At 68.1% G+C, this 12,578-nt stretch carries 13 protein-coding genes and 1 pseudogene; 10 read left to right on the top strand and 4 right to left on the bottom strand.

Annotated features, from left to right (window positions below; genetic code table 11):
* Positions 1-170 precede the first annotated feature (170 nt).
* A complete protein-coding gene (locus G6N24_RS22640; protein ID WP_085158992.1) occupies positions 171-539 on the bottom strand; it encodes an STAS domain-containing protein in 369 nt (122 codons plus the stop codon).
* A 186-nt stretch (positions 540-725) separates the two neighbouring features.
* On the opposite strand from G6N24_RS22640, the gene G6N24_RS22635 reads away from it, so the two are divergent.
* Genes G6N24_RS22635 through G6N24_RS22615 form a run of 5 tightly spaced genes read left to right on the top strand, consistent with a single transcriptional unit; the run spans position 726 to position 5,370 of the window.
* On the top strand, positions 726-1,613 hold the full coding sequence (locus tag G6N24_RS22635; protein ID WP_085158990.1) for an STAS domain-containing protein: 888 nt from the start codon (positions 726-728) through the stop codon (positions 1,611-1,613).
* A 31-nt stretch (positions 1,614-1,644) separates the two neighbouring features.
* A complete protein-coding gene (locus tag G6N24_RS22630; protein WP_085158988.1) occupies positions 1,645-2,049 on the top strand; it encodes an STAS domain-containing protein in 405 nt (134 codons plus the stop codon).
* Entirely contained in the window at positions 2,039-2,449 is a 411-nt protein-coding gene (locus G6N24_RS22625) for an anti-sigma regulatory factor (RefSeq protein WP_085158985.1), read from the top strand. Before G6N24_RS22630 ends, G6N24_RS22625 begins: the two co-directional genes overlap by 11 nt.
* The gene (locus G6N24_RS22620; RefSeq protein ID WP_085158983.1) at positions 2,442-3,068 is read left to right on the top strand and encodes a SpoIIE family protein phosphatase; all 627 of its coding nucleotides are present in this window, start codon (positions 2,442-2,444) and stop codon (positions 3,066-3,068) included. Before G6N24_RS22625 ends, G6N24_RS22620 begins: the two co-directional genes overlap by 8 nt.
* A gap of 10 nt (positions 3,069-3,078) precedes the next feature.
* Positions 3,079-5,370 carry a SpoIIE family protein phosphatase gene (locus G6N24_RS22615; RefSeq protein WP_085158981.1) on the top strand — a complete coding sequence of 764 codons (2,292 nt, stop codon included), beginning with the start codon at positions 3,079-3,081 and terminating at the stop codon, positions 5,368-5,370.
* Between the two features lie 5 nt (positions 5,371-5,375).
* Here G6N24_RS22615 and G6N24_RS24025 read toward each other — a convergent pair.
* Together G6N24_RS24025 and G6N24_RS22605 are read right to left on the bottom strand one after the other, a co-directional pair.
* A pseudogene (locus G6N24_RS24025) lies at positions 5,376-5,465 on the bottom strand (peptidase C56); the annotation flags it as partial.
* A gap of 57 nt (positions 5,466-5,522) precedes the next feature.
* Positions 5,523-5,987: a GatB/YqeY domain-containing protein gene (locus G6N24_RS22605; RefSeq protein ID WP_085158979.1), complete on the bottom strand. Its 465-nt coding sequence runs from the start codon at positions 5,985-5,987 to the stop codon at positions 5,523-5,525.
* 134 nt (positions 5,988-6,121) lie between these two features.
* On the opposite strand from G6N24_RS22605, the gene G6N24_RS22600 reads away from it, so the two are divergent.
* From G6N24_RS22600 to G6N24_RS22580, 5 genes are read left to right on the top strand one after another with little or no spacing between them, the layout of a single operon-like run.
* Positions 6,122-7,300: a hypothetical protein gene (locus G6N24_RS22600; RefSeq protein ID WP_085158977.1), complete on the top strand. Its 1,179-nt coding sequence runs from the start codon at positions 6,122-6,124 to the stop codon at positions 7,298-7,300.
* Between the two features lie 14 nt (positions 7,301-7,314).
* Entirely contained in the window at positions 7,315-7,968 is a 654-nt protein-coding gene (locus G6N24_RS22595) for a DUF4129 domain-containing protein (RefSeq protein WP_085158975.1), read from the top strand.
* Complete coding sequence (locus G6N24_RS22590; protein ID WP_085158973.1) at positions 7,965-9,140, top strand: DUF4350 domain-containing protein; 1,176 nt, start codon at positions 7,965-7,967, stop codon at positions 9,138-9,140. The genes G6N24_RS22595 and G6N24_RS22590 overlap by 4 nt, the downstream gene beginning before the upstream one ends.
* Complete coding sequence (locus G6N24_RS22585) at positions 9,137-10,132, top strand: AAA family ATPase (protein ID WP_085158971.1); 996 nt, start codon at positions 9,137-9,139, stop codon at positions 10,130-10,132. Before G6N24_RS22590 ends, G6N24_RS22585 begins: the two co-directional genes overlap by 4 nt.
* A 51-nt stretch (positions 10,133-10,183) precedes the next feature.
* Positions 10,184-11,506 (top strand): DUF58 domain-containing protein, encoded by a 1,323-nt coding sequence (locus G6N24_RS22580; protein WP_085158969.1) that lies wholly within the window; start codon positions 10,184-10,186, stop codon positions 11,504-11,506.
* Positions 11,507-11,583: 77 nt separating this feature from the next.
* Here G6N24_RS22580 and G6N24_RS22575 read toward each other — a convergent pair whose 3' ends face one another.
* The gene (locus G6N24_RS22575) at positions 11,584-12,576 is read right to left on the bottom strand and encodes a stage II sporulation protein M (protein ID WP_085158967.1); all 993 of its coding nucleotides are present in this window, start codon (positions 12,574-12,576) and stop codon (positions 11,584-11,586) included.
* Positions 12,577-12,578 lie beyond the last annotated feature (2 nt).

The raw sequence follows: 12,578 nt of genomic DNA, 5'->3' as shown, positions 1-12,578 counted from the left end.
TGAGCCCGCTCCGCGGTCCACGGCGAAATACACGCGCTCGTTGATGAAGGCGCTCGACGTTCCCGTCTACAACAAACGGGGGCTGCTGCCGGCCACAACCGCGGCCGGCAGCCTGGTGAACTTCTGGCGGAACGTCTCGTAGATGAGATAGCGCCCAGCGATGGGCGTCGTTACCGGTTGAGCCTGTCGTCTCGCACACCGGTCAAGGCATCGTCCAGCGTCGGGTACAGCGGGAAGGTCTTGTCCAGGCCCGTCAGGTGAATCGGCCTCCTGGTGGCCGGACCCCGGGCAACCACCCCGAACTCCGCTGAGCTGCCGAGCTTCTCGTAGGTCGCGGCCAGAATCTTCAACCCCACCGAGCCGAGAAACTCCACCCCGGAAAGATCGATGACCAGCGCCGTCGGATTCTCCGCAACCACCGCGCCGATCGCTTCTTCCAGGGCCGGAGCGGTGACCAAGTCAATTTCGCCGCCGATGCTGAGGACGGCGACGCCATCATGGTCGGTGACCGTGGCGGTGATCGAATCAGGAGCTGACAATGGCGGTCCTCTGTCTGAGCCTTCGGTGTGCTGCCAGCCTAACCTGCCGTGCGAACTGCGAGAAGATGAACACCTCAACACCCCGCGCGCCACGCGCCAGGCTAGTCTCGCAAAAGGACCTGCGCCCTGCGGAGCGCGACGCGCACTTGGGAAGCCCGGAAGGGCATTGGAGGGCTTGGAGGGAAGATGTCAGATTCGCCGACGGATTCCAGCAGCGCTAGCGCACAAATGGTCAGCATTTCCAGCGAGGGCTTGCTGCCACAGCTGGTCCAGCACTTGCGGCGGAACCGAACCGCTTTGCGCGAGGAGTGGGCCCGCAGGATCACCGAGGCGGAGCTGCTCACCGCGATGACGCCCGAGGAGATCTTCTCCGAGGCGACCGCCGTCTACGACAACTACGTCGAGGTGCTCGAGACCGGGAGCGTCGAGGCGTTGCAGGACTACGCACGCGACCTGTCGGAACGCATCATCCCGCGGGGGGTGGAAACGGACGAGGTCGTCGGCATCGTCCTGCTGCTGCGCGACGTGCTCGCGCGCTCCCTGTTCGAGAAGTACCAGACCAATTTCGAGATGCTCAACCGAGTGCTGGACGCCTACGAGCCGGCGGCCAACCGCATCGCCAACACCGTGGCCGTCAGCTTCGTCCAGGAACGCGAGCGCATCATCCGCCAGCAGCAGGAGGCCATCCGCGAGCTGTCGACGCCGGTGCTACAGGTGCGCGAGCAGCTGCTGATCTTGCCGATCATCGGCGTGCTGGACAGTCAGCGCGCCCGCCAGGTTACCGAACAACTGCTGCGGGCCATCCGGGCGAACCGCGCGAAAGTCGTGGTCATCGACATCACAGGTGTGCCCACCATCGACTCCACCGTGGCGAACCACCTGGTGCAAACGGTCGACGCCTCCGGGCTGATGGGCGCCAGCGTGATCATCACCGGGCTGTCGTCGGAAATCGCCCTGACCCTGGTGACGATCGGACTGGACCTGTCGAAGATGAACGCCGTCGGCGACCTGCAGGGCGGGATCGAGGAAGCCGAGCGCCTGCTGGGCTACGAAGTCACCCGCACCGGCGACTAGACCGCGCGAGCGCTACCACGGTGAACCCCTCATGCCAGTACCAATCCTGAAACAGGGCGCGATTCTGATCGCCACGGTGCAGGCGGCGCTCACCGACTCGGACACCGAACGGCTGCGGTACGACCTCATGGAGCGCGTCAGCCACTTCCGCGCGCAGGGCATCATCGTCGATGTCACCGCCATCGATGTGATGGACTCCTTCGCCGCCCGATCGCTGCGGACGATCGCGCACATGACCCGGCTGCGCGGCGCCACGACGGTGATCGTGGGTCTACAGCCGGAGGTCGCCTTCGCGATGGTGCAATTGGGACTTGCATTTGACGACATGAACACCGCGCTGGACTTGGAAGAGGGCCTTGCGCTGCTGAATCGTCAACTTGGCCTTGGAAATTCAGCACGGGGGAAATCAACGATCGGGCGCGACGGTGGCGTGTGACATCGTGGTCAACATCGACAAACCCGACGACATCGTGGCAGCGCGCAAAGCCGGACATCAGCTCGCCTCGGAACTCGGGTTCTCGTTGACCGACGTCACCATGATCGCCACCGCGATCTCGGAAGTCGCACGCAACATCACCAGCTACGCCGGCCGGGGCGCGGTTCGGGTCACGGTGGCCGACCGGGAGGGCCGCCAGGCGCTGGTGGTGCGCGCCGAAGACGAGGGTCCCGGCATCGCTGACGTCGAGCGTGCGCTCGAGGACGGATACTCGACCGGCCGCGGGCTCGGCCTGGGCTTGCCCGGGGCCCGCCGCCTCATGGACCGATTCACCATCGAATCCGCACTCGGCAAGGGAACGGTCATCGAGATGTGGAAATGGGTTCCGGCCCGTGCGTGATCAAGGCCGACTCGGGCCGATGGAATGGGCGACATCGAGTCGCCCACGACCGGGCGAGCGCGTCTGTGGCGACCAGCCGATCGCGGTCGACGTCGACGGAACCGCCGCCCTGTTCGGCGTGCTCGACGGCCTCGGCCACGGCCCGGCCGCCGCGACCGCCGCATTGACCGCCGTGGACGTACTCCGGGGCGCCCGAGGGGAGCGACTCGAGGTACTGATCCAGCTGTGCCACCGCGTGTTGAGCGGCACCAGGGGGGTCGCGATGACCCTGGCGCGGGTCGATTTTCAGACGGGCAGGCTGACCTGGACCGGGATCGGAAATGTCAGCGCCAATCTCGTCGCCAAGGCGGCAAGCGGTACCCAGATCCGTTCCGCTGCGCGGCTGACGGGCGGAATCGTCGGCTACCGGATACCGGAAATCTCACCCGCGCAGGTCGTTCCGATACGCACCGGCGACCTGCTGGTCATCGCCAGCGACGGGATCGCCAAGGATCACCTGGACCACATCGACTTCGCCGCCCCCGCGGCGGACATCGCCGAGCACATACTGGGTAAACACGCCAAGGAGACCGACGACGCGATGGTGCTCACCGCGCGTCATCGGGGCGCCCCGACATGACCGATCGCACATGCCCGAGCTAGCCAACACGGGCGACTTTCGCGCCCAGTACGTTGCCGCGCTCCATACCTACCTGGGCACGCGCGGTGAGGACGACCTGGCCGTTGGTCACGAGCTGGGACGCCGGGCCTTGCGGGAACAAATCAGCATGCTCGACATCATCGAAAACCACTTCCGGACGGTCGACGAGCTGTCGAAGACCGCCGGCGTCGACGCGGCGGCCGCGTTGGAATTCCTGTTGCAGTCACTCGCCGCGCTCGACGTCGCGACCCGGGGCTTTCTCGACGGCACCAGGCGCTACGAGGAGCAACGGGCCCGCGCCGACGATCTGGCGGATCGCGACAAATTCCGCACCGCCCTCGTGAATTCCTTGCAGGAGGGGTTTTTCGTCGCCGACCACGAGGGCGCGGTGATCGACATGAACAACGCCTTCGAAGAGATCCTCGGCTATCCCGCTGAAGGGATGCCGTATTCGTGGCCGCACCCCTGGCTGGTCGACAAGAAGACCGCGGCTCAGCAGCAAAACCAGGTCCGCGAGGTTGGCAGCGCCCAGTACGAGACGCCGATTCGGCATCAAGACGGCCACCTCGTCTGGGTGACGGTGAGCATCAATGCGGTCACCGGACCCGGCTCGGATCGAGACGTCTATGTCGGAACGGTTCGCGATATCACCGCCGAACGCGCCTTTGCGGCCCGGGAAAGCGCGGTGCTGCGCCTCGCCACGAGTGTGGGTGTGGCCAAGAGCGTGGCAGAGGTGTTGTCGATCACGCTCGATGAGTGCCGCACGGCACTCGACGTGCAGCGCGTGGTCGCGGTCATGTGGCCGCCGGGCGACGGCGAGCCGACCGTCCTGGTTGCCGGCGAGCCGCCCGAATCCAGCTGGCGCAGCCTGGATCCATTACTGCGTCAGACTTTTCAGGACGCGCGTCATCAGCTGCCACTGACGGCCAAGACGGTCGAGTGGCCGGACGCTCCGGGTCGGGCGCGGGGCATGGTCGCGGTGCTGTCCGGCACGGCGGACGTCGCGTTGTGGTTGGAGTTTCGCGTGCCCCGCTGGGTGATAGGCGAGGACCGTCTGCTAGTCACCGTGCTCATCGGCCACCTCAGCCTGGCCATCCAGCACGTCCGCCAGTTCGAGAGCGCGCGCGAAACATCGCTGACGTTGCAGCGCGCGATGCTGCCGCCCGTGCAGCCGCCGCCGGGGTTCGCCGTTCGCTACGAACCCGCGATCCCCCCGCTGGAGATCGGAGGCGACTGGTATGACGTGTTGCCGCTCGGCGATCACCGCATCGGCATCGTCGTGGGCGATTGTGTCGGCCGCGGGTTGCCGGCCGCGGCGATCATGGGTCAGTTACGCAGCTCGGCGCGTGCGCTGTTGCTCACGGGAGCCCAACCGGCGCTGCTGCTCGAGCAACTCGACGCGGCGGCTTCGCTGATTCCGGATGCGTACTGCACCACGGTGTTCCTGGCAATCCTGGACACCGAATCGGGGATCCTGGACTACAGCAACGCCGGGCATATGCCCGCCGTGCTCGCCGGGCCTCCGTATGAGTCCGGCTCCGGAACAACCCTGTTGACTGATGCCCGGTCGGTGCCGCTCGCGGTGCGCCGCAACGAGACTCGCCCCGAAGCCTCCCAGGTGCTACCGCCGGGCTCGACGCTGATGCTGTTCACGGACGGGTTGGTCGAGCGCAGGCACGAGTCGATCGACGACGGCCTGGCGCGCATCGCCGACGTCTTGGCGGACACGATTGCGTTGCCGATCAGCGCCCTTGCCGACGAGGTGCTGCGCAAGTTGGCTCCGTCCGGCGGATACGACGACGACGTCGCCATGGTGGTATACCGGCACCGACAGGCACCGCTTCGAATCGAAACCGATGCTACCGCAGATCAATTGGCGAGGATCCGCCATCAGCTGGCCACCTGGCTGCGGGCCGCCCACGTCCCGGACGAACTGGCCGCCGACGTCGTGCTCGTCGTCAACGAGGCATGCACCAACAGCGTCGAGCACGCGTATCGCGGGCGCGACGTTGGGACGATGCGGCTCGAGGTCGAAGCCGCCGACGGCGAAATTCGCGCGCGGATCGCCGATTCCGGTTCTTGGAAACCACCGGCGGCCCAACCGGGCAACAGCGGGCGTGGCCTGGTATTGGTCCGGGAGATCGGCGACTCGGTGGAACTGGCCAACGGCCCGACCGGCACCACCATCGAGATCGCGTTTCGACTGCCGACAGCGGCCGCGACGGTCGATCACCGCCGAGCGTGCAACCACGGCGAGGAATCGGCCGATTTTTCGTTGTGAGTGCACGCTCGACGCGGCCGATGCTCGAGTTCAACCTTCTCCACGCCATCGGCGGCCAGAATAGCTATTCTCTTGCCGTGCAATTCGTTTGACATTTGGCGCGCTTCCTTGTGGTTTGCGCACGGCCGTCGTGCGGCTCGGGTGCGTGCCGACTACAGCCGATCCTTGACGGCCGCGGACAACCGCGCGCCGTCGGCCTTGCCGGCCGCGATCGCGGTCGCCGCCTTCATCACCAGGCCCATCTGCTTCATGCTGGGCCGCTCGCCGAGTTCCTCGGCCACCTGCGCGATCGCGGTGTCGGCCACGTCGGCCAACTCGGCCTCGGTGAGCGGCGTCGGCAGATACTCGTCGATGATCCGCGCCTCGGCGTGCTCTTCGGCGGCAAGCTCGCCGCGACCGTTTTGGGTGTAGATCTCGGCCGCCTCGCCGCGCTTCCGGGATTCCCGGGCCAGCACCTTGATCACCTCGTCGTCGGAGAGTTCTCTTGCCTGCTTGCCGGAGACTTCCTCGGTCTGGATCGCGGCCAGCACCATGCGCAGGGTCGCGGTTCGCAACTTATCCTGCGTCTTCATCGCCTGAGTGAGGTCCGACCGGAGCCGGGATTTGAGTTGCGCCATAGCCCAGACGCTACGCGCCGGGGCGCAAGGCCGCGCCACGTAGAAGTCACCGAGAAGTCACATTGTGAAATGGCGTGACCCTGGACAGGATGGGACAGGATGGAGGCCATGATCAACGACCGCCGCTGCACCCGGTGAGCACGCTGCCGCCCAGTTATCCGGTTGACCCGCCCGGCTTGCCCGGGTATGGGCCAGCCGGTTATCCGCCGTTGGGGTACGCGACGCCGGGCTATGGCGGCCCGCCGCCCGGCTATGGCCCGCCACCGGGCTATGGCCCGCCACCGGGCTATGGCCCGCCACCGGGCTATGGCCCGCCGCCGTTTGTCCCGGGGGCGGTCAGACCCGGGGTCATCCCGCTGCGGCCGTTAACGCTGAGCGACATCTTCAACGGCGCGGTTGGCTACATCCGCGCCAATCCGAAGGCGACGCTGGGCTTGACCGCCATGGTCGTGGTCGTCATCCAGGTCATCACGTTGATCGCGACCATCGGGCCGCTGACGGCGGCCAGCCGGCTCAAGACCGCGCGGCCGGACGAGCTCGCCGTCTCGGATGTCGGGGCGTGGCTGGTGTCGATCGGTGCCGGCACGCTGGTCAGCTGGTTGGGCGGCGTGTTGCTCAGCGGGATGCTCACCGTCGTCGTCGGGCGGGCGGTGTTCGGGTCGCCGATCACGATCGGCGAGGCGTGGGCCAAGATTCGCGGGCGCCTACTCGCGTTGCTCGGACTAGCGCTGCTGGAGGCCGCCGGGCTGATCGCGCTTCTCGGCCTGGTGGTGGTGATCCTCGTCGCGGTCGCGGCGCTCGCCAACGGCGCGGCCGCGGCCCTGCTCGGCTTCCCGCTGGCGCTGAGCGTGATCGCGCTGCTGGCCTACCTGTACACGATGCTGTTGTTCGCACCCGTGCTGATCGTGCTGGAGAGGCTGCCGGTCGTGGACGCGATCACCAGATCCTTCGCGCTGGTGCGCGGCGGATTCTGGCGGATCTTCGGCATCCGGCTGCTGACGGCCATCGTGGTGGGCTTCGTCGGGAATGCGATTGCCGCGCCGTTCAGCATCGCCGGCCAGGTATTGGTGGCCGTGACCGCGTCTGAGGGGTCGGTCACCATGCTGCTCGCCGGCGCCACGCTGTCGGCCATCGGTGCGGCGATCGGCCAGATCGTCACCGCGCCGTTCAACGCCGGGGTGGTCGTCCTGCTCTACACCGACCGCCGCATGCGCGCCGAGGCCTTCGACCTGGTGCTGCAGACCGGTGCCGCCGGCGGACTCGCCGCCGTGGCGTCCACCGACAGCCTCTGGCTCACGCGAGCCTACTACTAAGGGACCGGCTGACCATGCCCTCCATCGACATCGACCGCGATGCCGCACACCAGGCCGCACAGCGCGAACTCGACAAGCCGATCTACCCCAAACAGTCACCGTGGGCGCAGTTCAGCGACTGGATCAACGAGCTGCTGTTCAAGCTGCTGCAGAAGGGCGCTTCGGTGTCTGGCGGTTGGTTCACCATCACCGTGCTGCTCATCCTGCTGGGGATCGCCCTGGTGGTGGGCATCCACATTGCCCGTCGGACGATGCGCACCAACCGCGGCGGCGACTACCTGCTGTTCGATGCCGGTCTGCTGACCGCCGCCCAACATCGAGCGACGGCGGAAAGCTATGCCGCCGAAGGCAATTGGGCGGCCGCGATCCGGCATCGGCTGCGCGCCGTAGCCCGTGAGCTGGAGGAGTCCGGCGTGCTCGACCCGGCGCCCGGCCGTACGGCCAACGAGCTGGCCAGCGACGCCGGCCAGGCATTACCGCACCTCGCGGGGGAACTGTCGCAGGCGGCAACGGCCTTCAACGACGTCACCTACGGCGAACGGCCCGGCACCCAGGCCGCCTACCAGATGATTGCCGACCTCGATGACCACCTGCGGTCACGGTCGGCGGCCACCGGAGCGGCGGTGGAGCGGCACGCCGTAGTCGACTCATGGGCGCGGGTTAGATGATCCCCGCGCGTCCAGGGGAGCCCGTTACCACACGGCGATCGCGGCCGTGGCGCGGGGTGCTGCTCACGGTGGCCGTGCTCATGGTCATCGCCTCGATCAGCACCTATCTGACAGCTCCGCGGCCCGGCCCGGCGATGGACCCCGCGTCCACCGACGCCTCGGGCGCCCACGCGTTGGTGACATTGCTGCGCGACCACGGCGTCGAAGTGGTGGTGGCCGACACCATTGCCGATGTGGAAGACGCGGCCCGTCCGGACACACTGCTGCTGGTGGCGCAGACCCACTATCTGACCAATGACACACTGCTGCAGCGGTTGGCCAGCGCCCCCGGCGACCTGTTGCTGGTGGAACCCACGTCACGCACCCGCGCGGCGCTGACGCCGCGGCTACGCATCCACGCTGCCAACTCACTCCACGCGAAGCCGAATTGCCCTCTGCGAGAAGCTAATCGAGCCGGATCCGTGCACTTTGGGCCCACCGACGCCTACCAATCCACGGGCGACCTCATGGTGACCAGCTGTTACGACGGGGCATTGGTCCGCTATCGCGACTCGAGTGGCCAGACGGGCCGAACCGTCACCGTGGTCGGCAGCAGCGACTTCATGACCAACGGCGGCCTGTTGCGGGAGGGCAACGCCGCGCTGGCGATGAACCTGGCCGGGGACCGGCCACGTCTCGTCTGGTACGCGCCTCACCGCATGGAAGGTGAAACATCCTCCCCGTCATCCCTTTTCGACCTGATCCCAGACAACGTGACCTGGATCGTCTGGCAGCTGTGGCTGGTGGTGATCCTGGTGGCGCTGTGGAAGGGCCGGCGGATCGGGCCACTGGTGGCCGAGGAGTTGCCCGTGGTCGTGCGCGCATCGGAGACGGTCGAGGGCCGCGGGCGGCTGTACCGGTCCCGCCGGGCCCGCGATCGCGCCGCGGACGCACTGCGCGCGGCGACCCTGCGCCGGTTGCTGCCCCGGCTCGGCCTGAGCACAGGAGCGCCGCCGCCGGCGGTGGTGGCGAGCGTGGCGCGGCGCTGGGGGCACCACCCGCTTGCGGGGACCGGCGCCGATGCGGAGTTTGTTCGCTACCACCTGTTCGGCCCGCCGCCGGCCACCGACGCCGACTTGCTACACCTTGCCCGTGCGCTCGACGACATCGAAAGGCAGGTCACCCACTCGTGACGCAGTCCCCTTCCACACCGCAAGCCCCTCCCGCGCAGACCGCGATCGCAGAAGCCGCACGTAATGCATTGCTGGCGTTACGCACCGAGATCGCCAAGGCCGTTGTCGGACAGGAAGGGGTGATCAGCGGTCTGGTGATCGCGCTGTTGTGCCGCGGCCATGTGCTCCTGGAAGGTGTTCCGGGAGTGGCGAAGACGCTGATGATCCGCGCCATGTCCGCCGCCTTGCAGCTGCAGTTCAAGCGGGTGCAGTTCACCCCCGACCTGATGCCCGGCGACGTCACCGGTTCGCTGGTTTACGATTCGCGCACCGCCGCGTTCGTGTTCCGGCCGGGTCCGGTGTTCACCAATTTGCTGCTGGCCGACGAGATCAACCGCACCCCGCCGAAAACACAGGCCGCGCTGCTCGAGGCGATGGAGGAACGCCAGGTCAGCGTGGAGGGCGAACCCAAGCCGCTGCCCGACCCGTTCATTGTCGCCGCCACGCAGAACCCGATCGAATACGAGGGCACCTATCAGTTGCCCGAGGCGCAACTCGACCGATTCTTGCTCAAACTGAACGTAACCCTGCCGGCGCGCGACGCCGAGATCGCCATCCTGGGCCGGCACGCTTACGGTTTCGATCCCCGCGATCTATCGGCGATCCAACCGGTGGCCGGTCCGGCCGAGCTGGCCGCCGGCCGCGAGGCGGTGCGCCAGGTGCTGGTCGCCGATGAGGTGCTGGGCTACATCGTCGACATCGTCGGGGCCACCCGCTCCTCCCCCGCGCTGCAGCTGGGGGTATCGCCCCGGGGGGCGACGGCGCTGCTGGGCACCGCTCGGTCGTGGGCGTGGCTGTCCGGGCGTAACTACGTCACTCCAGACGACGTGAAGGCGATGGCCCGCCCAACGCTGCGCCACCGGGTGATGCTGCGTCCGGAAGCCGAACTCGAAGGCGCCACACCCGACGGCGTGCTCGACGGCATCTTGGCCTCGGTTCCGGTGCCGCGCTAGTGACTGCGCCGGCGACGATGCGGAGTGTAACGATGAGGAGGAGCGGCGCCAATGATACTGACCGGGCGCACCGGCCTGTTGGCCCTGACCTTCGTCCTGCCGATCGCGCTGTCCCCTTGGCCGGCAAAGGCTTTCGTCATGTTGCTGGCGGCACTGGCGCTATTGGTGGTCGTCGATACCGCGCTGGCGGCCAGTACCCGTCGGTTGCGCTTCGTCCGTTCGCCAGACGCCTCGGCCCGCCTCGGCCAGCAGGTGGATGCGGGCCTGCTGATCCACAATGACGGCGGACGCATGTTTCGAGGCCAGGTTCGCGACGCCTGGCCGCCCAGCGCGCGCGCCCAGCCGCGCACCCACACCGTCGTCCTGGCTGCCGGGCAGCGCCAGCGCGTGGTCACCGCGCTGCGACCGGTGCGCCGCGGCGATCAGCGCGCGGCCGTGGTCACCGCCCGATCGGTCGGGCCGCTGGGGTTGGCCGGGCGGCAGAGCTCGCAGCAGGTGCCCGGCCAAGTCCGGGTGCTGCCGCCGTTCCTGTCGCGCAAGCACCTGCCGTCGCGGCTGGCCAAGCTGCGCGAGATCGACGGGCTGCTGCCGACGCTGATCCGCGGGCAAGGCACCGAATTCGACTCGCTGCGCGAGTATGTCGTCGGCGATGACGTCCGCTCGATCGACTGGCGCGCCACCGCGCGGCGCGCGGACGTCATGGTTCGCACGTGGCGCCCCGAACGTGATCGGCGGGTCGTTCTGGTGCTCGACACCGGGCGCATGGCGGCGGGCCGGGTCGGAGTCGATCCGACCGTCGCCGATCCCGCGGGATGGCCCCGGCTGGACTGGTCGATGGACGCCGCGCTGCTGCTGGCCGCGCTGGCGTCACGGGCCGGCGACCACGTCGACTTCCTCGCCCACGACCGCGTGAGCCGGGCCGGCGTGTTTGGCGCGTCGCGCACCGAACTGCTCGCCCAACTGGTCGACGCGATGGCCCCGCTGCAGCCCGTCCTCGTCGAATCCGACTGGCGGGCAATGATTGCCACCATCGCCCGCCGCACCCGGCATCGGTCACTGGTGGTGCTGCTGACCGACCTCAACTTGACCGCTCTCGACGAGGGCCTGCTGCCGGTGCTACCGCAGCTGTCGGCCAAACACCACGTGCTGGTCGCCGCCGTTGCTGACCCACGCGTCGACCAACTGGCCGCCGGGCGCTCCGACGCGGCGGCGGTGTACGACGCGGCCGCTGCCGAACGCGCCCGCAACGACCGGCACGCGATCGCGACGCGACTGCGCATGAACGGTGTGGACGTCGTCGACGCCGGGCCCAGGGAAATCGCGCCCGCGCTCGCCGACCGCTACCTGGCGATGAAGGCAACCGGGCGGCTCTAGCTTTGTCGCCGCGAGTGTGAATCGGGCGACGCCCCCGCGGCGAGTCGCGTCGTCAGATTCACTGTCGCGCCGCTGGGTCAGCCGGTCGGGACCACGTCGGGCGCGTCCTCGATGTCGCCGGTCTCCCCGGCGTGCACGGCCCGGCGCCCGAAGTACACGACGTAGCCCAGAAACGCCGCCTCGGCGAGGACGCCGATGGTGATCCGAACAAACGTCGGCAACCCCGACGGCGTCACCATCGCCTCGATCAAACCGGACACCAGCAAGACGCCCACCAAGCCCACGGCCACCGAGACCACGCCGCGGCCTTGCTCGGCAAGGACCTGTCCACGCGGCCGGTCACCCGGCGAAATCACCGACCAGCCAAGCCGCATCCCGATTGCCGCGGCCAGGAACACGGCGGTGAGCTCCAGCAGCCCGTGCGGAATGAGCAGGCCCAGCAGCAACGGCCCCCTGCCGGCCTGGAACATCAGCCCGCCGATCAGTCCCAGGTTGGCGGCGTTTTGGAAGAGCACCAGCGGGATCGGCAGCCCCAGCACGACGGACATCGCGATGCACTTGGCCGCCACCCAGGAGTTGTTCACCCAGACCTGCAGCGCGAACGACGTGGCGGGGTGCTCGCTGTAGTACGCCTGGACGTCGTGGTTGACCAATTCGTCTATGTCCGTTGGCGTTCCGATGAGGGACTGCACCTCCGGAGTGCCGGCCACCCAGAAACCGATGACCACCACGACGGCGAAAAACGCAGCCGCCGTCGCCAGCCACCACCGCCAGGTACGGTAGGCGACCACCGGGAAGGACACCGTCCAGAATCGGAGGAACGTACTGGTCAGCGGGGCATGCGCGCCGGTGACCGCGGAGCGGGCGCGCGCCACCAGGCTGGAGAGCCGACCGACCACCAGCGAGTCCGACGACACGGACCGCAGCATCGACAGGTGCGCGGACACCCGCTGGTAGAGCTCGACGAGCTCATCGACTTCCGCGCCGGTCAACGACCGGCGCCTCTTGATCAACCGGTCGAGGCGGTCCCACGTGCCGCGGTGGGTCAGCAAGAACGCGTCGACGTCCACCC

Source organism: Mycobacterium lacus, assembly GCF_010731535.1.
Lineage (GTDB): Bacteria > Actinomycetota > Actinomycetes > Mycobacteriales > Mycobacteriaceae > Mycobacterium > Mycobacterium lacus.
This window is presented reverse-complemented; position numbering and strand designations above follow the sequence as displayed.

Coding starts and splice junctions, on each gene's coding strand:
- G6N24_RS22605 (WP_085158979.1), bottom strand. CDS start 5,987: ATGGCGCAACTCAAATCCCGGCTCCGGTCGGACCTCACTCAGGCGATG.
- G6N24_RS22635 (WP_085158990.1), top strand. CDS start 726: ATGTCAGATTCGCCGACGGATTCCAGCAGCGCTAGCGCACAAATGGTC.
- G6N24_RS22615 (WP_085158981.1), top strand. CDS start 3,079: ATGCCCGAGCTAGCCAACACGGGCGACTTTCGCGCCCAGTACGTTGCC.
- G6N24_RS22630 (WP_085158988.1), top strand. CDS start 1,645: ATGCCAGTACCAATCCTGAAACAGGGCGCGATTCTGATCGCCACGGTG.
- G6N24_RS22580 (WP_085158969.1), top strand. CDS start 10,184: ATGATACTGACCGGGCGCACCGGCCTGTTGGCCCTGACCTTCGTCCTG.
- G6N24_RS22595 (WP_085158975.1), top strand. CDS start 7,315: ATGCCCTCCATCGACATCGACCGCGATGCCGCACACCAGGCCGCACAG.
- G6N24_RS22590 (WP_085158973.1), top strand. CDS start 7,965: ATGATCCCCGCGCGTCCAGGGGAGCCCGTTACCACACGGCGATCGCGG.